The organism is Paraburkholderia phymatum, from assembly GCF_040965635.1.
GTDB classification, from domain to species: Bacteria; Pseudomonadota; Gammaproteobacteria; order Burkholderiales; family Burkholderiaceae; genus Paraburkholderia; species Paraburkholderia phymatum_B.
Genome location: NZ_JBFRCH010000004.1, coordinates 448,082 through 468,905 on the forward strand (window position 1 = coordinate 448,082; position 20,824 = coordinate 468,905).

The 20,824-nt window shown below is 64.4% G+C and carries 21 protein-coding genes and 1 pseudogene; 11 read left to right on the forward strand and 11 right to left on the reverse strand.

Annotated elements, in window-relative coordinates; genetic code table 11:
* Positions 1-35 precede the first annotated feature (35 nt).
* Positions 36-188, reverse strand: coding sequence for a DUF6496 domain-containing protein (locus AB4Y32_RS11645; protein WP_177200307.1), 153 nt, complete (start codon positions 186-188; stop codon positions 36-38).
* A 248-nt stretch (positions 189-436) separates the two neighbouring features.
* Here AB4Y32_RS11645 and AB4Y32_RS11650 point away from each other — a divergent pair, with 248 nt between their 5' ends.
* The 3 genes from AB4Y32_RS11650 to AB4Y32_RS11660 all read left to right on the forward strand — a co-directional run bounded on the left by AB4Y32_RS11650 (position 437) and on the right by AB4Y32_RS11660 (position 2,122).
* Positions 437-763, forward strand: a complete 327-nt coding sequence (locus AB4Y32_RS11650; protein ID WP_368721478.1) for a hypothetical protein — start codon at positions 437-439, stop codon at positions 761-763.
* Positions 764-922: 159 nt separating this feature from the next.
* Positions 923-1,204 (forward strand): DUF6723 family protein, encoded by a 282-nt coding sequence (locus AB4Y32_RS11655; RefSeq protein ID WP_368721479.1) that lies wholly within the window; start codon positions 923-925, stop codon positions 1,202-1,204.
* A gap of 177 nt (positions 1,205-1,381) precedes the next feature.
* A complete protein-coding gene (locus AB4Y32_RS11660; RefSeq protein ID WP_368721480.1) occupies positions 1,382-2,122 on the forward strand; it encodes an SDR family NAD(P)-dependent oxidoreductase in 741 nt (246 codons plus the stop codon).
* Between the two features lie 29 nt (positions 2,123-2,151).
* Here AB4Y32_RS11660 and hpnR read toward each other — a convergent pair whose 3' ends face one another.
* Positions 2,152-3,693 (reverse strand): hopanoid C-3 methylase HpnR, encoded by a 1,542-nt coding sequence (hpnR, locus tag AB4Y32_RS11665; RefSeq protein WP_368721481.1) that lies wholly within the window; start codon positions 3,691-3,693, stop codon positions 2,152-2,154.
* A 267-nt stretch (positions 3,694-3,960) separates the two neighbouring features.
* On the reverse strand, positions 3,961-5,271 hold the full coding sequence (locus AB4Y32_RS11670) for a sugar efflux transporter (protein WP_368721482.1): 1,311 nt from the start codon (positions 5,269-5,271) through the stop codon (positions 3,961-3,963).
* Positions 5,272-5,514: 243 nt separating this feature from the next.
* Between AB4Y32_RS11670 and AB4Y32_RS11675 the strand changes: the two genes are divergently transcribed.
* On the forward strand, positions 5,515-6,072 hold the full coding sequence (locus AB4Y32_RS11675) for a hypothetical protein (RefSeq protein WP_368721483.1): 558 nt from the start codon (positions 5,515-5,517) through the stop codon (positions 6,070-6,072).
* On the opposite strand, the gene AB4Y32_RS11680 is transcribed toward AB4Y32_RS11675, so the two are convergent.
* From AB4Y32_RS11680 to AB4Y32_RS11695, 4 genes and pseudogenes are all read right to left on the reverse strand, one after another.
* Positions 6,069-6,935, reverse strand: coding sequence for an LD-carboxypeptidase (locus AB4Y32_RS11680; RefSeq protein WP_368721484.1), 867 nt, complete (start codon positions 6,933-6,935; stop codon positions 6,069-6,071). The two genes, AB4Y32_RS11675 and AB4Y32_RS11680, sit on opposite strands and share 4 nt — an antisense overlap.
* The gene (locus AB4Y32_RS11685; protein WP_368721485.1) at positions 6,932-7,459 is read right to left on the reverse strand and encodes an ankyrin repeat domain-containing protein; all 528 of its coding nucleotides are present in this window, start codon (positions 7,457-7,459) and stop codon (positions 6,932-6,934) included. The genes AB4Y32_RS11680 and AB4Y32_RS11685 overlap by 4 nt, the downstream gene beginning before the upstream one ends.
* 464 nt (positions 7,460-7,923) lie before the next feature.
* Positions 7,924-8,388 carry a hypothetical protein gene (locus tag AB4Y32_RS11690; protein ID WP_368721486.1) on the reverse strand — a complete coding sequence of 155 codons (465 nt, stop codon included), beginning with the start codon at positions 8,386-8,388 and terminating at the stop codon, positions 7,924-7,926.
* Positions 8,389-8,510: 122 nt separating this feature from the next.
* A pseudogene (locus tag AB4Y32_RS11695) lies at positions 8,511-8,753 on the reverse strand (GNAT family N-acetyltransferase); the annotation flags it as partial.
* Between the two features lie 135 nt (positions 8,754-8,888).
* Here AB4Y32_RS11695 and AB4Y32_RS11700 point away from each other — a divergent pair.
* Both AB4Y32_RS11700 and AB4Y32_RS11705 read left to right on the forward strand, forming a co-directional pair.
* Entirely contained in the window at positions 8,889-11,411 is a 2,523-nt protein-coding gene (locus tag AB4Y32_RS11700; RefSeq protein ID WP_368721487.1) for a penicillin acylase family protein, read from the forward strand.
* Positions 11,412-11,444: 33 nt separating this feature from the next.
* Positions 11,445-11,810, forward strand: coding sequence for a nucleotide pyrophosphohydrolase (locus AB4Y32_RS11705; RefSeq protein WP_368721488.1), 366 nt, complete (start codon positions 11,445-11,447; stop codon positions 11,808-11,810).
* A gap of 233 nt (positions 11,811-12,043) precedes the next feature.
* Here AB4Y32_RS11705 and AB4Y32_RS11710 read toward each other — a convergent pair whose 3' ends face one another.
* Both AB4Y32_RS11710 and AB4Y32_RS11715 read right to left on the reverse strand, forming a co-directional pair.
* Positions 12,044-12,655, reverse strand: a complete 612-nt coding sequence (locus AB4Y32_RS11710; protein WP_368721489.1) for a hypothetical protein — start codon at positions 12,653-12,655, stop codon at positions 12,044-12,046.
* A gap of 28 nt (positions 12,656-12,683) precedes the next feature.
* Positions 12,684-14,078, reverse strand: coding sequence for a selenium-binding family protein (locus tag AB4Y32_RS11715; protein ID WP_368721490.1), 1,395 nt, complete (start codon positions 14,076-14,078; stop codon positions 12,684-12,686).
* Between the two features lie 280 nt (positions 14,079-14,358).
* Here AB4Y32_RS11715 and AB4Y32_RS11720 point away from each other — a divergent pair, with 280 nt between their 5' ends.
* From AB4Y32_RS11720 to AB4Y32_RS11740, 5 genes are all read left to right on the forward strand, one after another.
* The gene (locus AB4Y32_RS11720) at positions 14,359-15,177 is read left to right on the forward strand and encodes a helix-turn-helix transcriptional regulator (protein ID WP_368721491.1); all 819 of its coding nucleotides are present in this window, start codon (positions 14,359-14,361) and stop codon (positions 15,175-15,177) included.
* A gap of 189 nt (positions 15,178-15,366) precedes the next feature.
* Positions 15,367-15,834, forward strand: coding sequence for a hypothetical protein (locus AB4Y32_RS11725; protein WP_368721492.1), 468 nt, complete (start codon positions 15,367-15,369; stop codon positions 15,832-15,834).
* A gap of 317 nt (positions 15,835-16,151) precedes the next feature.
* Positions 16,152-17,516 (forward strand): 4-hydroxyphenylacetate permease, encoded by a 1,365-nt coding sequence (hpaX, locus tag AB4Y32_RS11730; RefSeq protein WP_368721493.1) that lies wholly within the window; start codon positions 16,152-16,154, stop codon positions 17,514-17,516.
* 23 nt (positions 17,517-17,539) lie between these two features.
* Positions 17,540-19,234 carry an FAD-dependent oxidoreductase gene (locus tag AB4Y32_RS11735; protein WP_368721494.1) on the forward strand — a complete coding sequence of 565 codons (1,695 nt, stop codon included), beginning with the start codon at positions 17,540-17,542 and terminating at the stop codon, positions 19,232-19,234.
* A gap of 28 nt (positions 19,235-19,262) precedes the next feature.
* Positions 19,263-19,442, forward strand: coding sequence for a hypothetical protein (locus AB4Y32_RS11740; protein WP_368721495.1), 180 nt, complete (start codon positions 19,263-19,265; stop codon positions 19,440-19,442).
* A gap of 83 nt (positions 19,443-19,525) precedes the next feature.
* Here AB4Y32_RS11740 and AB4Y32_RS11745 read toward each other — a convergent pair whose 3' ends face one another.
* A complete protein-coding gene (locus AB4Y32_RS11745; protein ID WP_368721496.1) occupies positions 19,526-19,777 on the reverse strand; it encodes a hypothetical protein in 252 nt (83 codons plus the stop codon).
* A 107-nt stretch (positions 19,778-19,884) separates the two neighbouring features.
* Positions 19,885-20,355: a homoprotocatechuate degradation operon regulator HpaR gene (gene hpaR, locus AB4Y32_RS11750; protein ID WP_368721497.1), complete on the reverse strand. Its 471-nt coding sequence runs from the start codon at positions 20,353-20,355 to the stop codon at positions 19,885-19,887.
* Positions 20,356-20,824: the final 469 nt, after the last annotated feature.

The following is a 20,824-nucleotide window of genomic DNA, read 5'->3' on the forward strand; positions in this document are numbered from 1 at the left end:
TCGCTCCGCCCGCGTCTCGAGCAAACGATACGAGCCTACTTCTCGCTCTTCTTCGGAATCTTCGCGCCGGACTTGCGCGCCTGATTCAGCGCAATCGCGACGGACTGCTTCTGCGATTTGCCCGCCTTCTTTTCCGTCTTGATGTTGTGCGAGACGGTTTCCTTCGATGTGCCTCTCTTCAGTGGCATGGCGTTCCCCTTTTTCGAATGATGTGGCAAATGCGCAGCCGTTTCGCTGCGTCATCGCATGTATTCGAGCATGCATCGTTCCCGGCTGAAGCGTGTGCCGCTCGCGCTGACGATCGCGGATTACGCATGAACGTGCATGCGAATCCGCGCATCCGGCGCAGCCGCCAGGCCCAGTCGCGAAGCGCTGCCGACAAAGCGGAACGAGGTTTGCTGAGCGTTTCCGGACAGGGGTAACAAAGGAGCATGTCGTGAACACGCTTTCCATTGCAGGCGGCGCGACAGCGGCAATCTTTGCCGGTGCGTCCGTCGCGGCGCCGGCGGTCGCGACCGTAGTCGCACCCGTGGCCTATTACGCGCAGACAGACTCGCATCCCGCGACGCAGAGCGACAAGGCGATGTCGACGCCTGGCGTCACTTCCGGCGAACTGAAGACGCCGCAGCCGCAACAGTCGTCGACGCCCGGCATGACGGGCGCGGCCGCATCCGACACGGGCGTCCCCAATCCGGGCCGCGCCCGCGGCGATCAGCGCTTGCCGGGCATCGGCAAGCCGGGCGGCGGCGCCAATGTGCATTGACGCCGACTGCGCATCGACGCTCCGAGCAGCAGTACAGCATGAACCGAACCGCAATGTGCGCGCCCCGCACCTGTCACGCGAGGTCACGCGAGACATTGCGCCATTTCACCGAAATGCCTGCAACAAGCCGAGACGGGCATTCAACCTTGGAGTTGCAAGATGACAAGGCCACGGATGATTTTCCCGAAAGCACGCGACACTGTGGCCTCGAAACCCGAGTCGCCGGACGACTATCAGATCTACGCCACCTACCGCCGCACGACGGACGGCTCGTACATGGGGCAGTTGAAGGTCGTGCGCAAAACCGACGGGCGGCTGCTGTTCCCTTTTGCGGGCGCGCCCGATATCGGGCCGTTCATCGACGGCGATCAGGCGCGCGAGGCCGCGCAGCGCCATGGCGAAGCAGTCGTGAGGTCGGACCTCGACAACCCCGAGCCCTGACTCCGTCCGCGATGGCGGGCGGCCGCTTCGACATCTCGCCGATCGGAAATGCGGTCGCTGCCGCGCGTGTCGTTTCGCCGGCAGCCGTTTGCGTTCGGTGCCTATAATCGCGCGACGGTTTCAATGCGCCGTGCTGCACGGTGCGCAGACAATGAAGAACGTCAGCGGAGAGACGCGATGAAGCGAAATAGCGCATTGGTGATCGGTGTAGGCGCCGAACTCGGTCTGGGCGCGGCGCTGTGCAGAAAGATCGCGGCGAACGGATACCACGTGATCGTCGCGGGCCGCACGCAGGCGAAGCTCGATGCCGTGACGAAACACATCGCGGGGCGCGGCGAATCGGCGGAATCGTTCGCGATGGACGGCGCATCGGAAGCCGACGTCATGCGTCTGTTCGACAAGGCGATGTCGCCGCCCGACGATATCGACGTGCCTTCGCTCGTCGTCTACAACGTCGGCAACAACCGCTACGTTCCGTTTCGCGATCTGACGCAAGAGCAGATGGAGGACTTCCTTCGCTCGGGGCCCGTCGGCGGCTTTCTGGTTGGACGCGAGGCGGCGCGGCGGCTTGCGCCGCTCGGACGCGGCACGGTGATCTTCACGGGCGCATCGGCGAGTCTGCGCGGCAAGCCCGGTTTCGCGCACTTTGCAGCGGCAAAAGCCGGGCTGCGGATGGTTGCGCAAAGCATGGCGCGCGAATTCGGGCCGCTCGGGCTGCATGTCGCGCATGTGGTGATCGACGGCGGCATCGACGGCGAGCGTCTGCGCACTGCACGTCCGCAGGCGGCGACCGAGCGCGGCGAGAACGGTCTGCTGAACGTCGATGCGATCGCCGAGGCGTACTGGCAGATCCATCTTCAGCACCCATCCGCGTGGACGCACGAGATCGATCTGCGGCCGTTCAAGGAGCCGTTCTAAGCGATTGAACGCACGCGGTTGGCTTGACGCTAACCTGCACCCATGCGGCTCTGATCGACGAACGTTTCCGTCGCGTCGTCGATCTTGCGGCCCTTGCGTCCCGTCGGGCGATGCACGTAAAGCACCTTGACGTTGCTTTGTTCGGGCGTCTGCGCGGGCGGCGGCGTCATCTCGTAGCGCACTTCGCGCGCATGATCGCGCAGTTGCAGATCCGGATCGAAGACGGAATTGAAGCGCCACAGCATCCGCACGAAATTCGTTTGACCGCGCATCAGCAGCGAAGCCGCTTCACTTGCGGCACGATAAAGCGCGCCCCAGCCGAGATGCTTGCGATTGAGCACCTGCTGCGTGCGCACCAGTTCGCCGTAAAACTCGGGTAGCGGCAGCTTCGTCGGCAGCACGGCGTGCTGGATGTCATAGAGCCGGTAATCGAGGCTCGTCAGTCGGCGCTGTTCGCGCAGCCAGATTTCCGTGCCCGGATACGGCGTGTTCACGCTGATGTTCACGATCTCGGGAATCTCCAGACACCATTGCCGGATCGTTTCGAACCGCTCGTGGTCCCAATCGGGATCGGCGATCAGATTGACCGCGACCGTGATGCCGAGCGAGCGCGCAAACCGGAGCGCTTCAAAATTCCTGCCGACGTCGATGCGCTTGCGAAACGCCTTGAGCCCTTCGGCATCGACCGCTTCGAGGCCGATGAACATGTATTGCAGACCGAGCTTGCGCCAACGCTCGAAGACTTCCTTGTTGCGCAAGAGCACGTCGCCGCGCGTCTCCAGATAGTATTTCTTGCGGATGCCACGTCGTTCCACTTCGCTTGCGATCGCCATGCCGTGATCCGCATGCACGAAGGCGACATCGTCGACGATGAACACACCCGGTTCGCGGATCGACGCGAGTTCATCGGCGACGACTTCGGGGCTGCGCGAACGATAGCTGCGCCCATAGAACGTCCACGCGCTGCAGAACGTGCAATCCCACGGACAGCCGCGCGCAAACTCGATCGATGCGCACGGGTCGAGCACGCCGATGAAGTACTTGCGCCGGTGGCGCAGCAGATCGCGCGCCGGACGAATGTGGTCGAGGCTTTCCGTGAAGCCGGGCGGCGGCCCTTCGCATTCGCGCGTGACGATGCCCGGAATGTGCAAGAGATCGTCGTTGCGCGCAACGGCATCGAGCAACTCGACGACCTTCGCTTCGCCTTCGCCCTTCAGCACGCAATCGATCGCGCCGTCCGCGTGCCTGAGCATGTCCTTCGCCGTGAACGACGCACTATGTCCGCCGACGAACACGAAGCACGCCGGCTGCTGCGCCTTGACGGCCTTCGACAGATCGATGATCTCGGGAATGTTGGCGAGATAGTTGCCGGAAAAGCAGACCACGTCTGGGCGCCACGTGCGGATCAGCTTGTACAGATCGCGATGCGTTTCGACCTGAAGGTCGATCAGGCGGACATCGTGTCCGGCTTCGCGTATCACGGCCGCGACGGTTTCGAGCCCGAGCGGCTCGAGCCGCAGATAGACGCGCGTGTACATCAGGCCACTTGGGTGAACAGCGAGCACCTTCATGAGATCTCCCTGGCGAAGGGGCGCGCCGCGAGCTATCGCGTGACGTGCCGTGCTTTCCTGCTGGTATCCCTGGTATGGGTCGACTGCCGAGCCTGTGCGTCCTGCCGGACCTCGCCGCGAAGGCTCCATCCGATTCTACTGTTCATCGATCGAGGCTGCTCACAAGCGGGCGTGTTGGCTTGAAGGTGAGGGTTTTCGGGAGCGCGTGACAGGTGTTGCATCGCTGGCGCGTCGGCGATGCGGCGGGTGCATCGTCGGATCGCGTGCTCATTGCGCCGGATGCCGCCAGTCGTCCCACGCGTCGCGCATGCGTTGCGCGATGCGCTTCCACGGTGGATCGGCGAACAGGACGAGCGCGCCGAGCGCGAGGCATCCGCAGACGAGGAACGTCCCGCGATAGCCAAGGCCCGCGACGAGCACACCCGACAACACGCCCGACAGGATCGAGCCGACCCGCGACGCGTTGAAGAACAACGCCGTGGCCGCGCCTGGCGAGCGCGGCATCAAGTCCTGCATATACGTCATGCCGAGACACGATGTGACGGCCACGACGAACGCATTGAACGCCTGCATCGGAATCAGCACGTTGACCGTGCCCGCTGCCGCGACGGCAATGAAGTACACGACATGCACGGCGGCGCAGGCCGCGAGCCAGTTCAGCTTGTTGAGCGTGGAGCCGCGCGCGCCGAGCGCGAGCATCATCGGAATTTCGAGGAACGCGCCGAGGCCGAGCATGATCGACACGTCGATCCGCGTGCCCTTAAGGCCGTGCACGACATAAAGCGGCAGGACGATCATCGTTGCATTGGCGGCAAGACCGATCAAGGTTAGCGCGACGGTGGAGCGTCCGATTTGCCGCTGCGTGCCAGGTGCATGGGGTGGCATATGAGGCGGCGAGGGCGGCGGCGCTTCGGCAGGTTCGGGCGTCGTCACCTCGAGCGATGAGGCAGGGTCGCCCGCGTAATGTGTCGGCGCGCTGTGCGGGTCGCCGGCGGGCGATTCGCGCATGCGCCACACGATCGCGCCGCATGCGGCGAAGCTCGCGGCGGCGAACAGAAAGAGCCCATAGAAGCCCGCGCCCGCGAGCACGAGCGCGCCAACCGACGGGCCGAACACCCACGCCATCGACAACACCGTGCGCAGCGTCGCCAGCGCAAACGCGCGCTCCGCTTCGTCGCGCACTGGCAGCGCGGCGCGCGCGAACGAGAACACCAGCGACATCGCCGAGCCGCCCGCACCGAGAAACGCGACGCCGATTGCCAGCAGCGCCGCGTAGTTGCGCACGAAACAAAGCAGCAGAAAGCCGAGCGATGCCGCGATCAATGCCGCGAGCAGCAACCCGCGATGATGTCCATGCCTGTCGGACCACTTGCCGGCCCACGCGCTTGCGATGACGCCGCTCGCTGCGATCAGCGTCATGAACAGACCGAGCTTCAACGGCGTCATGCCCGCCTGCTCGACGCCGAACAGCGACAGATACGGCGCGGTGAACGACATCGCGATGCCCAGCATCAGCGTCGCGCCGGCAAGCGGTATGAAGGAATGGATGCGCGTGAGACGACCGAAGCGGGAGTTCATCGAGGGCGCGTGTTCGAACTGTGGGATGCGTGCGCGAGCGGGACCGCGGCAAGGAAGAGGCATTGTCGAACGCGAGCGCTTCACGTGCAACGCCCGTTTCGTCAAGTTGTGTCATGTCGTGCACAGAATGCGCGTGGCATTCGAGAGAAGGCGAGAGTCCGTGCCGGCGGCAAGGGCAAGCGAGGCGCAACGACACGAAGGGCTTAGACTGATCGGCCCGCTCTTATCGACATGGTTTGACCGATGGCCCATCTCAAAGACGCAATCGAATCGTACATATACGCGAAAGACGGCAATCGCCCGCATCTACTGACGGATGCGTTCGCGCACGACGCATCGCTTGCAATGACCGTGAAGACAGCGGCCATCGCGTTTCCGCAGCAGGCACACGGTCGCGATGCGATTGCATCGGTGCTGGTCAGCGATTTCGCGCAGAAGTACGAGAACGTTTATACGTTCTGTGTCGGCGCGATGCCCGTCGATGGGCAGCGCGAGTTCTCATGCGACTGGCTCGTCTGCATGACGGAAAAGGGAACGGGCGCGGCGCGCATCGGTTACGGCCGCTACGACTGGACAGGCGATTCGCAAGCGCGATGCTTGACACGGCTGCACATCACGATCGAAGAGATGGCGACGTTGCCGAAAGCATCCGCCGACAGCCTGTTGCGTTGGGCGAGCCGCTTGCCGTATCCGTGGTGCGCGCGCGAGTCGCTGATGGCAAATGCAAGAGACGCAGCAGACGCAGCAGACGCGCCCGACATCGACATCGTCAAGCGCGTTCTCGCGCAACTGGCCCGCTAGCGAACCAGTTGCTCGCCTTCGAGCACCGCGTGCGCGCCATACGTCCATGCATGATTGCGCGTGCCGTGACCGAACGGAAAGCCCGCATAGATCGGCACGTCATACGGCTTGAGCAGATCGACGAGCATGTCGTGCAACGTGAAGTCCGCATTGTCCGGCAGCGGACAGCGGATGAAATCGCCGAGCACGAATGCACGCGCGCCATCGAACACGCCTGCTTCGCGCAACTGCATCATGCTTCGGTCGATGCGATACGCGAGTTCGGTCACGTCTTCGAGCAGCACGATTGCGCCGTCGCAGCGCGCCTGCCATTGCGTCCCCGCAAGACTGGCGAGCACGGTGATGTTGCCGCCCGCAAGACGACCTTCGACGCGCGGCGTGCCCGAACCGTGCAGACGTTGCAGCGGAACAGGCGCGGCGCGTTCTTCGCGCAGTTCGGCGAGCATGCTGTCGCGCGATGCGTCGTCGTGTTTCGTCGCGAGCCCGTTCAAGGTTGGACCGTGGATGACGCGCACATTGGGCATGCCGTGCAGCGCGCCGAACAGCGCCGTCGCGTCCGAAAAGCCCACGACTGTTTTCGCGCACGGCACTTGAGGCGGCAACGCGTGCAGGCAATAGACGCTGCCGTAACCGCCGCGTGCGATCCACACGATATCGACGGAAGGATCGGTCAGCGCGCGGTGCAGATCGGCGGCGCGGTCTTCGTGCTTGCCCGCGTGATAGCGGTAGCGGTCGCGCACATGCGTGCCCACGTGCACGCGCAGGCCCCAGCTTTCGAGCAGCGCGATGCTGTGCTCGACGTGCGCCATATCAGGCATGCCCGCAGGCGCGACGACGGCCACGCTCTTGCCCGCGAGCTTCATGCGCCCGCCTTCTTCGCGAGCAGCGCAGCCGTGTCGGGCGCGCCCATGCGGCTCGCGGCGTCGGCGGGCGAGACGCCGTTCGCGTCGCGCGCGTTCGGATCGGCGCCATGCGCGAGCAGCAGTTCGACCATCTCAGTGCGATTGAACATCGCGGCGATCATCAGCGCCGTGCGCCCATCCGGCGACGCGCCTTCGACGTCCGCGCCATGCGCGAGCAAGGTCTCGACGACGTCCTTGAAACCCTTGAACGCCGCGCCCGCGATGGGCGTCTGTCCGTTGTCGTTACGCAGGTTCGGGTCCGCGCCGCGTTCGAGCAGCACGCGCACGGCATCGGCGTGACCGTGATAGGCGGCGAGCATCACGAGGCTGTCGCCTTTCTCGTTGCGCAGATTCGGCGGCGCGCCTTTCTCGATGACAGCGGCGAGCATGTTCGCTTCGCCGCGGCGCGCGCAATCGAATATTTCGCGCGCTACTTCGAGCAGATCGGGATCGATGTTTTCGGGGTTGCGCTTGTCGTCTGTCATGAAGCCTCTCCGCGGTCGACGGGAGTTGGCGCTTTAGCGCCTACTCCCGGACCCATGCAGTTTTTCCGCGGTCGACGGGAGTTGGCGCTTTAGCGCCTACTCCCGGACCCATGCAGCTTTCCGCGGTCAACGGGAGTTGGCGCTTTAGCGCCTACTTCCGGACCTATGCAGTTTTTCCGCGGTCGACGGGAGTTGGTGCTTTAGCGCCTACTCCCGGACCCATGCAGCTTTCCGCGGTCAACGGGAGTTGGCGCTTTAGCGCCTACTTCCGGACCTATGCAGTTTTTCCGCGGTCAACGGGAGTTGGCGCTCACTCCCGTCCAATACAAGATGGTTGCAGTGATGGTGCGGCCGCTCGCGCGGCGTGTCAGTAACAGCAGAGGATACAGGCAATGTGCGCTTGCCGCTGTCGATGCGCTCCGACCCCAACGGTGAGAAGGTTCGGGAGCAGGGAGCCGTCGTTGTCAGGCCTGTTTGCGCAGCGTCGGCTCGGCGCTGCCGTTCGCGATGATGCGGTCGAGGCGGGCGCTTGCGTCCGTCAGCGCGCTGAGCGGCGCGCGCTGCAATTGCGCGTCGTAAGTGCTGACGATGTGCGCAAGCAATTCGACGTGCGCTTCGTCGAGACGCCATTCGTCCGTCGCGCGGCCGTGATCGAACGTGGCCGCCATTGCCTGATCGGCGGTGCGCAACTGGTCGTACGTCATCTCGCCGTAGCCGAGATCGCACAGAAAGCCGGCGAGCAGCATCGTCTGCGTGAGCGTCTGCGCGGCGCTCTTGCTGCCCGCGCCGCGCCGCAGCGCGTCGAGCGCGATGTGGACGGGCAGGATCAACTCGGCAGCCATGCTGCGCGGAATCGGCAACAGCAATGCCTTCGCCTGCCGCGCGCGCGCCGCCTGGTTGCCGCCGGGAAACGGAATGGTCTTGGCCATGTCGCCTGCGAGTAGTGGGAATGCTCTCGCGATAACGGCGCGCGGCGGAAAAGATTAAGGGCTGTTTTCGCAAATTCGCAAACGTTTGTCGAAGATCGACTTCCCGCTTCGGCCGCGCCGCGCTAAAGGTGCTTGTAATAGAAGGTCGTTCCGCAGAAAGATCCATCCGGCATCAACGCGTACTTCGGCACCTCGCCGACCCGCTGCCAGCCCGCGCGCGCATACAGGCGCTCGGCGTCGCCGCCCGTCGCCGTGTCGAGCACGAGCACCGTCTTGCTTTCGTCGCGGGCCACGGCGTCGGCGGCCGCCATCAGCTGCTGCGCGACGCCGCGCCGGCGCGCGCGGCGGTGCACGAGCGTCCTGCTACTGGATCAAAAATCCAGCATGCTGGAGAGAGCGCAGTTTCGTCACGACCGTAAGAGAAAGTGCAAACGGCTTCGTGCACAATGCGCGGACGCCTCGATCCCTGAACCCAGCGAATTCCAAACGATCAGCCAACAATGAGCCGTCGCCGCGCCGTCGAAAGCCAGTTCTCGGGTAAATCAATCGGTCGAACCGTCGGGACCGCCGCGCTCGCGCTGGCGGGCATCGTCGTCGCGCTGCTGTGCGCGGCGCTGCTCGGCGGCTGGCTCCTGTTGCGCGGCAGTCTTGCGCAACTGGATGGAACGCAGCGCGCGCCGTCGCTGTCGGCGAAGGTGACGATCGAGCGTGACGCGCTAGGCGTGCCGACGATACACGGCGCGTCGCGCGCCGACGTCGCGTATGCGACCGGCTTCCTGCACGCGCAGGACCGCTTCTTTCAGATGGACCTGCTCAGGCGCGTCGCGGCGGGCGAGGTGTCCGCGCTGATTGGCCCAAATGCGCTCGATCTCGACAGGCGCAACCGCCTGCATCGTTTTCGCGCCCGCGCGCACGCGCTCGTCGAGGCGATGCCCGCCGATCAGCGCCAAATCGCCGAACGCTATACGGCGGGCGTCAATGCCGGGCTCGCCGCGCTGTCGTCGCGGCCGTTCGAGTACTGGATGCTGCGCACGCGGCCCGAAGCGTGGCGGCCCGAAGATTCGCTGCTGGTCGTCTATGCGATGTACTTCGATCTGCAATCGTTCGAGACGCGGCGCATTCTCGCGCGCGCCGTGTTGCGCGAGCGCGTGCCCGCCGATCTGTACGCGTTCCTGCTGCCCGCCGCGAGCCACTGGGACGCGCCGCTCGATAGCGCGTCGACGCCGCCCGTCGAGCCCGCCCGGATTCCCGCGACGCGCCCGGACTGGCTATCGGCGACGAAGCCCGTGAGCGCCGCCAGAGACGCGAGCGACACGAGAGACGCGAGCGACGGGCGCGACGACGCGGGCGCGAACGGGTCGGCTGTGGGCAGCAACGGCTGGGTCGTCGACGGCGCGCACAGCGCGCGTGGCGGCGCGATCCTCGCGAGTGACATGCATCTCGGGCTGTCGCTGCCGAACATCTGGTATCGCGTGTCGCTGACGTGGCCCGCCGAGGACGGCCAGCCGATGCATGCGTTGACGGGCGTGAGCCTGCCGGGCACGCCGCTCGTGATCGCGGGCAGCAACGGCAAGATTGCGTGGGGCTTCACGAACAGCTACGGGCGCTACATCGATCTGATCGAGCTGCATCGCAATTCCGCCGACCCGTTGCAGTACCGCGCGCCCGACGGCGCATGGACGCGAGCGGACGTCCATCACGAGATCATCGGCGTGAAGGGCGGCGCGAGCGTCGACTTGCCCGTGATCGAGACGCGCTGGGGGCCGCAAATTGACGTCGGCGCGCGCGCATATGCACTGCGCTGGGTCGCGCACGACCGCGAGGCCGTGAACCTGAATCTGCAAAGGCTCGAAGACGCGAAGACGATCGACGACGCGCTGCACGTCGCGCAGACGAGCGGCATCCCGACACAGAACTTCATGGTCGCCGACTCGCGCGGCAACATCGGCTGGACGCTGGCGGGTCCGCTGCCGCAACGCGACGCGAGCGACGCGAAAAGCGGCGCCGAAAGCGACACGCCATACGATCCGGCAACCTACAACGGCTGGCAGCGCTATCTGCCGCCCGCGTCGTATCCGAAGCGGATCGACCCTCCGCTCGGCCGCTTGTGGACGGCGAACAATCGCGCGCTGATGTCGGACGAGGCGGCGCTGATCGGCGATGCGGGCGCGGACCTGGGCGCGCGCGCGTCGCAGATACGCGACGATCTGCTCGCGGCGCCGAGCCCCGACGAACGCGCGATGCTGTCGATCCAGACCGACGACCGCGCGCAATGGATCGACGCGTGGCGGCGCGTCGCGCTCGAAGCGCTCGACGCCAGCGCGCTCGCGGGCCATCCGCAGCGCCTCGCGTTCCGGCAGCAACTGCTCGCGTGGAATGGCCGCGCGGATGCCGATGCCGTCGGCTACCGGCTCACGCGCGGCTTTTTCTTCTCGCTCTACGACGCGTGGTTCGGCAGGCTCGACGCCGATCTCGCGAGCGCGATTCCGGGCGGTGGCGATGGCAATGCGCCGCTCGGCTTGCGCGTCGCGAGTTCGCGTTACGAAGCAGTGATGGAGACGCTCGCCGAGCATCACGCATGGGTGCCCGATGGCTTTATCGACTGGCGCACATTCGTGCTCGACCGGATCGATCATGCGATCGCGCAGTTGCCCGCGGACGTTGCAATCGACGATGCGCGCTGGGGCGAACGCAACCGCGCCGCGATCGAGCACCCGTTCGCGCGCATGGTGCCCGCGTGGCTGCCGTGGGTGCGCGGCTGGCTCGGCGCGCCGCATGATCCGTTGCCCGGCGACATCAACATGCCGCGCGTGCAGGCGCCGAGCTTCGGTGCATCGGAAAGGATGATCGTGTCGCCGGGGCGCGAGCAGACCGGCATCTTCGAGATGCCGGGCGGACAGTCGGGCAATCCGCTGTCGCCGTATTTCCTCGCAGGTCACGAAGCGTGGGTGCGCGGCGCGAAGGCGTCGTTTCTGCCGGGCACGCCCGTGCATCGGCTGACGCTCAGCCGCGCCGGACAATGATCGCTATATTGAAGTTTTTCGTGGAGTGACCGTATGGAGAAGGAACGCAGCAGCGATCTCGTCGCGGTGCGCGATCTTTTACGGCAGTTCGTCGGCGAGCGCGACTGGTCGCGCTTTCATTCGCCGAAGAATCTGGCGACGGCGTTGAGCGTCGAAGCGAGCGAATTGCTGGAGCCGTTTCAGTGGCTCGAGTCGGGCGAAAAGAGCGAACTCGCCGACGACAAGCTCGCGGCGATCCGTCACGAGATGGCCGATGTGCTCGCGTACCTCGTGATGCTCGCCGATCGTCTCGACGTCGATCTGTATGCGGCCGTGCTGGAGAAGATCGAGCTGAATCGCGCGAAGTATCCGGCGCACAAGGTGCGCGGCGATTCGCGCAAGTACTCGGAGTACGAGTAGCGTTCCGCTCGACGTATTCCGTGAAGAAAGGGGCAAAACCGTCTTGAGGTGAGGAAATACGGGAGCCTTTGACAATTGCCGCAACGGTGAGTCTGCCCGATGCCGATGCGCTCACGAATGCGCTTGTGGTGAGGCTATTCGGGAGCCACGCGATGGTGAGTTGCCACGCAATCCGCACGGCACTGTAGCCAAAGGTGAGGCTTTTCGGGACGCGGGCGCGCAGTGCGGAACGGCTAGCCGTTGACGATCAGCAGCGCGCCCGTGAAGGTCAGCGCGCCGCACCAGAGCCAGTCGAAATTGATCCAGCCGCGCCGCAGCATGCCGAGCCCCAGGTACTGATAGGCCGCGAGCGCGATCGCGCCAGCCGTCGCGAGGGTCACGACGGTATGCACGGCCGTGACCTGTCCGACCGATTCGAGCGAGCTGCCGAGGGGCATTCCCGCGCCGCATAACGGCAACAGCGCGGGCAGCAGCATCAGGCCGGCGCCGTGCATCGTCGCCATGGCAGCCGACCACAGCGCCAGTCCGACGAAGCCCGCCGTCATGCCGATGCGCACGCGCTGCCGGTGTCCGTAGAAATGGTGATACGCGGCCCACGCGATCAGCAGCGCGCCCATGAACACGCGCAGATGTTCGGTGTGCGCAAACAGCCCGAGCGCGACGGCCGACGTGGTCAGGAACATGACGGACACGGCATGCCCGAGCGCGAGCGGCGGCAACGCCATCAGCAGCGCCTTGCGGCTGCCGTGCTGAAGCCCGAGCGCGGCGGCGAAGAGCCAGCCCATCGCGGGATTCACGCCATGGAAAATCCCGCTGCCGATCACGGTTGCCCATACGCCGTTCATCGCGCTCGCCTTTCGCTGCCGCCTGCGCTCACGGATAGCAATACGAATCCGACGACGCGTCTCCGCCTTCGAGCCGTATCTGATGCGGACGATGCGACTTCGGCCAGTCGACGAAGAAGTCGTCGGCGACCGTGAGCCCGCCGCTCTTGTCCGCATTGAGCCGGACCATCCAGCCGTCGATGCCTTCCGTGTAGAACTGCTCGTCGATTGCGCCGTACAGCGAGTTCGTGAAGTACACGCGGCTGCCGTCGCGGCTCACTTCGACCATCTGCGGGCCGCCGTTCAGCGGACGGCCGCCCGCGCCCGCATGCGTCGCGCGCGCGGCAATGCCGCCGATGCGCACCGTGCCCGTCAGTTCAGGCCTCATCGGATCGGAGACGTCGTATTGCTTCAGGTCGCCCGTGCCCCAGCACGACACGTACAGGAAGCGGTCGTCGAGCGACAGCGCGATGTCCGTGACGAGCGGCGGCACCGCGCCGAAGCCTTTGAGCATCGGCGGAAGCTGCGAAGCGTCGGCGGGTTCGGCGGGAATCTCGATGACCTTGCGTGCGGCCCATTGATCGCCTTCGCGATACCACGTCCAGATCGACGCGGACAGGTCCTTCAGGCTGATCACCGAATTGACGAAGCCATAGGCCTTGGTCGGATCATGCGCGGGACGCAGTTCGAACACCAACTGGTTTTCGGCGCCGAAGTCGACGACCTGCTTGTGCTTGCGCGTGTTCATGTCCCAGAAGTGCAGGCGATGCCCGTACTGGCCGCCGAGCAGCACTTCCGGCACGAGGCCGTTTTCGAAGGTCGCGGGCAGGCCCCATTCGCTCGTTACGACGGTGTCGTAGCCGAGATGCCACCAGCCGTCGTACGAAATCTGCTGCGGGCCGCGATCGATTTCCCATTGGCCGCGAATATCGAACGTTTCATGGTCCATCAGAAAGATGCCGCCGGGCGCTTCGCCCTGCGCGTTCGCGAGCGATACCACATAGATGCCGGCCGGCCCGCAGTGCACGGTATGAGGCCGCGTATAGCCCGCTTTGTTCGCGACTTCGGCGGGTTCGAGCACGCGCACGATCTGCGGATTGCGCTTGTCGGGCTTCGTATCGAGTATGTGGATGCGCGACGAGCGCAGCCCAGGCACGACAAGATAGCGGCGCTCCGTATGCGGATGCGGCGCGTTCGGGCACAAGCATGAACTGCATGCGTTCCAGCCGAAGTGATGCAGTTCGTCGCCCGTGTTCGGCATCGGCACGCTGCTGACGATGCGGCCGTAGTCCGCTGAGTCGGGATCGACATCGACGACGGCGAGCTCGTCGGGCGTCTCGCGCGACGGATCGAAGCTTGCCACATACGCGACGGTTTCCTTCGGCGCGCTGCCCGCCATGCGGGCGGAAGGATAGAAGGTCGGATCGGGTTTCCAGGTCGCCATATCTCACTCTCCGAAGGATGTTGCGATGCGGCACGCGAGGCATGCGCGCCAGGTCCAAAAAAGACGGCGCGCATGTGCGAGGTTTTCACTGTAGGCAATTTAAAAGCGACGCGTAAGTTCATTCGCTTTCGGACTGATTCTTTGTGCGCGCACCGCGAGCGCGGTGGCCGCGACTGCAGCGGATCGGACGCGATAGCCGCGTTCGCGTATGCGCGCGCGGCGCCCGGATTAAAATGGTGTGATTACTCCGTCTTCTCGCCGCTTCTAGTAGCAATAGATCATGCGTTCATGGCGTCTCGACCGTCCCGTTTCGCAAGGGCAGCTGGATCTCAGCCGCGCGACGGGGCTCGTTTCGTCGATCGGCAGCGACGACTCGAACGCGCTCGCCGCCGAAGTGCTGAAGCTGCTCGGCGATATCGCCGCGATTTCGCAATGCACGATCTTCGCGTACGAGTTCGGCAACCGGCCGCGTACCGTGTCGGTGGCCGATCATCGCGGTGGTCGCTTTCTGCGCGATGTCGCCGATACTTACGCGCGCCACTTCTACGCGCTCGACGGCAATCAGAAGATCGTCTCGTCGGCACGCAACGACAGGCCCGGCTCGACGCTCGTGCTGCATCAGCAGACGAGCGACGACATTCTCAACGAAGCGTACCGGGCCGCCTGCTATCAGCAGCCGAACGTGTCGGACCGCGTGTCGCTGCTCGTGCAGCCGACACCCGATATCTGGCTGTCGGTGAACCTGTATCGCGACCGCCGCTTCGGCAATTACCATCCGCGCGAAATCGCATTGATCGAAGCGATGGCGCCGCTGATCGCGCACGCGGCGAAGCATCACTATGCGATCTGCGGGCAGCGCGACATGGCGATCTCGCATCTGATGCTCGCGCGCGTGCGCGGCCTCTGTCCCGAGCTGTCGAAGCGCGAGCTCGACGTGCTGACGGGCGTGCTCGAAGGGCGCACCGCGCAGGAAATCGGCGACACGATGGGCATCAAGGCAACGAGCGTCGTCACTTATCAGAAGCGCGCGTTCCGGCGGCTCGGCATTTCGAGCCAGCGGCAACTGTTCGCGCTGTGCGTCGGGCCGTGCAAGGCCTGACGTTTTCCGCTCGCGCTTTTCGCTCGAATTTCCCACCGGCCTGTTTTCGATTCGTCGCGGATTGTCGGGAATCGGCGATTCGTTGCTCACGACTTATCCTGTACCAGCAAGCCACGATGGCCTACGCTTAACAGACGAACCTGCAAGGCGATCAGGTTCGACCCGCTGACGTACACGGGAGTACGGGATATGAAGTGGCAACACTGGCTTGCGCTTGCAGCCGTTCTTGTGTGCGGCATGGGTGCCGCGGCGGGCCAAGCCGCCGATGCCGTCAACGTTCCCTTGCGCGCATCCGCGCAGAATGCAGGTCAGACGGGGAGTGTCTCGCTCGCGTCGCAGGGGAGCGAGACGTCTCTTCTATTCACCATCAGCGGTGTGTCGCGGACGACAACCCGTCCTCTGCGCGTCTACACATTTATCTATGAAGGATCGTGTGCAAGCCACGCGGACAAACCCGCCTATGCGATGAACCAAACCCTCAGACCCGTCAGCGATACGCCGGCCGGGCCGTGGCGATTTTCGAAGAGCGCACCCATTGCGTACGACATGCTTGTCGGGGGGAACTATGCGTTTGTGGTTCGAGCGGTTCCTTGGGATGGGGGGATGGATCTTTTCTGTGGTGAGATCGGGACATCGAGTCACGCACTCGGAATCTGAATCGCGGAATAGGCAAGTGACGGGTGACTTTTCGTCGATCTGCGCCTACGGCGCATGTCCGTTCCTGGCCGATTGCGCCCCAACTGCTGCATGCCCTCAAAAATCCGCGCAAGACTTTAATTGCCGCTGACCTATCCGCGTTTCCCCCAGGCCCGCGCGGGGCATGAGTTGTACCCATTTTGAGGACAGGCGGCGCAACGCCGCGCTCCATACTGCGACGCATCGCCACGTGTCGCCGATCTTCGAATAGCGGTCCGTTGAAGCGATTGCATCGGGCCGTTGGTGTCCGAGATAGCGTGACCATCGGAGACATCAGTATGGAATCCACCTCGCGAGCCGGTGCACTGGATGCATCGCCGGCGACCCACGCGCAGCAAGCGCAGCCACAGTCCGTGATCGCCAAGGTATCGCGGCATCTGCTGTGGTTCCTGTTCGTGCTGTTCTTCTTCTCGTTCCTCGATCGCATCAACATCGGCTTCGCCGGCCTGACGATGATGAAGGACCTGGGACTCACCAGCACGCAGTTCGGCCTCGCGACCACGCTCTTCTATGTCGCGTATATCGCGTGCGGCATTCCGAGCAATGTCGTGCTTGCGCGCGTCGGCGCGCGTCGATGGATCGGCACGATCATGATCGCGTGGGGACTCGCATCGACGGCGACGATGTTCGCGACGAGCCCCGGCACGCTGTACGTGTTGCGCGTGCTGGTCGGCGTGACGGAAGCGGGCTTCCTGCCGGGCATTCTGCTGTATCTGACCTACTGGTTCCCCGCCGCGTACCGTGCGCGCGCCAACGCGCTCTTCATGATCGCAATGCCCGTGACGGCGGCCGTCGGCTCGGCGCTGTCGGGCTTCATCCTCGCACTCGACGGCACGTTCGGACTGAAGGGCTGGCAGTGGCTCTTCCTCCTCGAAGGCCTGCCATCGGCGATTCTCGGTCTCGTGGTCTACGCGTATCTGCACGACAGTCCGCAAGACGCGCGCTGGCTCGACGGGGAAGAAAAGCGCACGCTCGCAGCGACGCTCGCCGCAGAACACCGCAACGACCCAACCGTGCCCGCGCAATCGGGCGGCGACAAAAGCATCGTCAGCGAACTGCTGTCGCCCGCCGTCGTGAAGTTTGCGATCGCCTACTTCTGCCTCGTGAATACGCTCGCGATGGTCGCCGTGTGGACGCCGCTCATCGTGAAGAGCTTCAGCGCCGATGCGAGCAATCGCACGATCGGCCTGCTCGCTGCGATTCCGCAGGTGTGCACGATCGTCGCGATGATCTGGTGGGGCCGCCGTTCGGACCGCAAGCAGGAGCGCAAGTGGCACCTGATGCTGCCGATGCTGTTCTCCGCAGCGGGCTGGCTGTGCACGGCCTGGTCGCCGAATCCGGCGCTGCGCATGCTCGGCGTGTGCCTCGCGTCGGCGGGTTCGTACACGGCGATGTCGATCTTCTGGACGACGCCCGATCATGCACTGAGCTTCCGCGCGCGGGCCATCGGCATTGCCGTCATCAACGCGACGGGCAACATCAGTTCCGCGCTGAATCCGCTCGTGGTGGGCTGGCTAAAGGACGCGACGCGCAGCTTCTCGGCGGGGCTGCTGTATTCGGCGGCGTTGCTCGTGATCGGCGCGATCGTCGTGGTGCTGCTGCCGATGGACAAACGCGAAGCGCCGCGTACGCAGGCCGCTTGAAGGTAATGAATCTGGAGCATCAAATGAACAAGGAATTCAAACCCTATCCGTTCACCGCGAAGCAATACAAGGCGCGTGTGCCCGAACTGAAGCAGGGCGTGGACGCGAAGCGTCATGCCGTGACGATCGTCGGCGGCGGGCCCGTTGGCCTTGCCGTCGCGCTGGGTCTCGCGAACCATGGCGTGCGATCGGTGCTGATCGAAGCGGACGATTCCGTCTGCTACGGCAGCCGCGCGATCTGCATTTCGCGCCGCAGTCTCGAGATCATCGAGCGGCTCGGCGCCGTCGAAGGCTTCCTCAAGACGGGCTTGCCGTGGACGGGCGGACGCAGCTTCTACCGCGACACGGAAGTGCTGCACTTCACGATGCCGCAGGATGAAAACCAGAAGCTGCCGCCGATGGTCAACCTCGCGCAATATCACATCGAACAGTTCCTGCTCGATGCAGCGGAAAAGCGCGCCGATCTGATCGACATTCGCTGGCAGACGCGCGTGAAGTCGATCGATGCGCGCGACGACGGCGCCACGCTGCAACTCTCGACAGCCGATGGCGACTACGCGCTCGACACCGACTGGGTCGTCGCTTGCGACGGCGGGCGCAGCACGATACGCGAGGCGCTCGGGCTGCAATTGCAGGGCACGAGCTACGAAGGGCGCTATGTGATCGTCGATATCGAACTCGACAGCGATCGTCCGACGGAACGTCTCGCTTACTTCGATCCGTCGTCGAATCCAGGCTCGACCGTGCTCGTGCACAAGCAGCCCGACAACGTGTGGCGCATCGACTATCAGTTGCGCGACGGCGAGGACGCCGAGCAGGCCGTGAAGCCTGAAAACGTGATGCCGCGCGTGCAAAGCCTGCTCGACATGATGGGGGAGAAGGGCGCGTGGGCGCCGATCTGGATCACGATCTACAAGGCCAATGCGTTGACGCTCGAACGCTACGGGCACAACCGCGTGATGTTCGCGGGCGATGCCGCGCATCTGGTGCCGATCTTCGGCGTGCGCGGCGCGAACTCGGGCATCGACGATGCGGACAACATCGCGTGGAAGCTCGCGTTTGTCGTGAAGGGACTCGCATCGCCGGCGTTGCTCGACAGCTATTCGGACGAACGCGTCGCCGCGACTCATGAGAACCTGAGCTACGGCACGAAGAGCACCGAGTTCATGGCGCCGCCTTCGTTCGCGTTCGATCTGATGCGTAACGCCGTGCTGAGTCTTGCCGTCAGGCATCCGGGCCTGCGGTCGCTGATCAATCCGCGGCAGACATCGGCGATCACGTACGTGAACTCGCCGCTGAATGTTGCGGATGCCGATGCGTACGCTGCAGGGCCTGTGCCGGGCGCGGTGCTGTCCGAGTATCCCGTGACGATCGCGGAAGGCGGGCATGCGCGTGAAGCGCATCTGACCGATCTCGTCAGCCCGCGTTTCACTGCGCTGTGCTTCAGCGACGAAGGCGATGTGCCTGCCGGGTTCACCGGGTTTGCCGAAACGATGCGCGAACGCGGCGTGCCGTTCAGGATCGTGCCGCTCAGCGCGCGCCTGCATCCCGAGACGAACGGCGTGCACGCGTGGGATCACACGGGTCGTCTGTTCGAACGATACGACGCGAAGCCGGGGACCGTGTATCTGGTGCGTCCCGATGGGCACGTGCTGGGCCGCTGGCGCAATGCGCGCGCCGTCGATATCGAAGCGGCGATCACGCGCGCGCTGTCCTGATCAACTGACTGAACGAATGGAGAACGCGATGACCGATGCAGAACTCGATGTCGTCTACACGCAGCTGTGCAAAACGATGACGCAACTGGGCGAGGCGCATGCGCCGCTGTTTCTCGCGCGCTTTGCGCTGCTGGCGATCCAGAAGGTCGATGATCCGGCTGTGTCGCTGAGCCTGATCGATGCCGCTAGCGAAGGGATGGGGGAATAAAGGCCGCCCGTTTTTGAGATCTTGCGCGGGGCCGCTTCAATACAATCGTGCCCGGGTGTTTCCCCAGTTCGGGGCCATCCAGATCATTGGCAGTCCGGAAGCATCAGGAGCACGATTGAATGAAAGCAGTAGAAGTCACCGCGATTCAACCGGCGCACGCCGCGCACGGCAATAACAAATAGCATGGCGAGAGGAATACTGGCCGCGGCCTTTATCTGGGTGATCGGCTTGGAGATCGTGGCCTGGTGGTGCATCGACGTGAGCACGCTCGGCGGCGAGTCGTTCTGGCCAGACGTCGTATGGGGCGTGACGCCTGTTTCGATTCTTGCCGGCATATTGGTCGGCCGCGCGGGTGGCCGTGGGCGGCTGGACGGGCTCCCAGACAATTAAACTGTGTTGGCGAAGCATTACGCTGTGGCATCGAGCGGCGGCCGCACGCTTCCTACTCCGGCTCGCCTTCCTCGCCTTTCGCCAATTCGTTGATCAGCGCATCGACGGCCACATACAGATCGTCGACGATCTTCGCGCCGACCTGCTTTTCCAGCGCGCGATATTCGGCCTCCAGAAGCGGCGCCATCCGTTCGACGACCTCCGTGCTCTGCGTCGTCAGCGACACGCGCACGCGCCGCTGATCGTCTTCGAAGCGCTCCTTCGTCACGTGACCGAGATCCTCCATGCGCGCCAGCACGCCGGCGAGACTCGGGCTCGAAATCGTGCAGAGCGTGCACAGTTGGCGCGGCTCCAGCGGACCGTTTTCGTGCAGCGCGCGAATGATGCGCCACTGCTGCTCGGTGAGTCCCTGCGCCGTCAGCAGCGGACGGAAGCGCGCCATCATGAGTTCGCGCGCGCGCAACAGCAGCATCGGCAGATTGCGATGCATCGGGCGCGGCGTGGGAATGCGGGAGCGGGTCATGAACGTCGACGTCGAAGCCAGAAAAAGCGATTCGCTAGGATATAAGTAAAGCGGCCCGCACGACAGTGGCACGAACCGGCTTTGGGATCTCCAATGCTCTTTTTTGACGCTGGCTACAATGAGTCGCTGGGCCGGCTGTCGCGCGATGCCGACGGAAGTCGGGCCGCGCGATGCGAAAGCGCCAAACGGCAAACGGCAAACGGCAAACCGCAAACGGCAAACGGCAAACGGCAAACCGCAAACGGCAAACCGCAAACGGCAAACGGCAAACGGCAAACCGCAAACGGCAAACGGCAAACGGCAAACCGCAAACGGCAAACGGCAAACGGCAAACGGCAAACCGCAAACCGCAAACCGCAAACCGCAAACCGCAAACCGCAAACCGCAAACCGCAAACCGCAAACCGCAAACCGCAAACCGCAAACCGCAAACCGCAAACCGCAAACCGCAAACCGCAAACCGCAAACCG

Excerpts from the sequence above, each read along its gene's own strand:
- AB4Y32_RS11645 (WP_177200307.1), bottom strand. The coding sequence starts at position 188 with ATGCCACTGAAGAGAGGCACATCGAAGGAAACCGTCTCGCACAACATC.
- AB4Y32_RS11655 (WP_368721479.1), top strand. The coding sequence starts at position 923 with ATGACAAGGCCACGGATGATTTTCCCGAAAGCACGCGACACTGTGGCC.
- AB4Y32_RS11660 (WP_368721480.1), top strand. The coding sequence starts at position 1,382 with ATGAAGCGAAATAGCGCATTGGTGATCGGTGTAGGCGCCGAACTCGGT.
- hpnR (WP_368721481.1), bottom strand. The coding sequence starts at position 3,693 with ATGAAGGTGCTCGCTGTTCACCCAAGTGGCCTGATGTACACGCGCGTC.
- AB4Y32_RS11670 (WP_368721482.1), bottom strand. The coding sequence starts at position 5,271 with ATGAACTCCCGCTTCGGTCGTCTCACGCGCATCCATTCCTTCATACCG.
- AB4Y32_RS11675 (WP_368721483.1), top strand. The coding sequence starts at position 5,515 with ATGGCCCATCTCAAAGACGCAATCGAATCGTACATATACGCGAAAGAC.
- AB4Y32_RS11680 (WP_368721484.1), bottom strand. The coding sequence starts at position 6,935 with ATGAAGCTCGCGGGCAAGAGCGTGGCCGTCGTCGCGCCTGCGGGCATG.
- AB4Y32_RS11685 (WP_368721485.1), bottom strand. The coding sequence starts at position 7,459 with ATGACAGACGACAAGCGCAACCCCGAAAACATCGATCCCGATCTGCTC.
- AB4Y32_RS11690 (WP_368721486.1), bottom strand. The coding sequence starts at position 8,388 with ATGGCCAAGACCATTCCGTTTCCCGGCGGCAACCAGGCGGCGCGCGCG.
- AB4Y32_RS11700 (WP_368721487.1), top strand. The coding sequence starts at position 8,889 with ATGAGCCGTCGCCGCGCCGTCGAAAGCCAGTTCTCGGGTAAATCAATC.
- AB4Y32_RS11705 (WP_368721488.1), top strand. The coding sequence starts at position 11,445 with ATGGAGAAGGAACGCAGCAGCGATCTCGTCGCGGTGCGCGATCTTTTA.
- AB4Y32_RS11710 (WP_368721489.1), bottom strand. The coding sequence starts at position 12,655 with ATGAACGGCGTATGGGCAACCGTGATCGGCAGCGGGATTTTCCATGGC.
- AB4Y32_RS11715 (WP_368721490.1), bottom strand. The coding sequence starts at position 14,078 with ATGGCGACCTGGAAACCCGATCCGACCTTCTATCCTTCCGCCCGCATG.
- AB4Y32_RS11720 (WP_368721491.1), top strand. The coding sequence starts at position 14,359 with ATGCGTTCATGGCGTCTCGACCGTCCCGTTTCGCAAGGGCAGCTGGAT.
- AB4Y32_RS11725 (WP_368721492.1), top strand. The coding sequence starts at position 15,367 with ATGAAGTGGCAACACTGGCTTGCGCTTGCAGCCGTTCTTGTGTGCGGC.
- hpaX (WP_368721493.1), top strand. The coding sequence starts at position 16,152 with ATGGAATCCACCTCGCGAGCCGGTGCACTGGATGCATCGCCGGCGACC.
- AB4Y32_RS11735 (WP_368721494.1), top strand. The coding sequence starts at position 17,540 with ATGAACAAGGAATTCAAACCCTATCCGTTCACCGCGAAGCAATACAAG.
- AB4Y32_RS11740 (WP_368721495.1), top strand. The coding sequence starts at position 19,263 with ATGACCGATGCAGAACTCGATGTCGTCTACACGCAGCTGTGCAAAACG.
- AB4Y32_RS11745 (WP_368721496.1), bottom strand. The coding sequence starts at position 19,777 with ATGCCGGCAAGAATCGAAACAGGCGTCACGCCCCATACGACGTCTGGC.
- hpaR (WP_368721497.1), bottom strand. The coding sequence starts at position 20,355 with ATGACCCGCTCCCGCATTCCCACGCCGCGCCCGATGCATCGCAATCTG.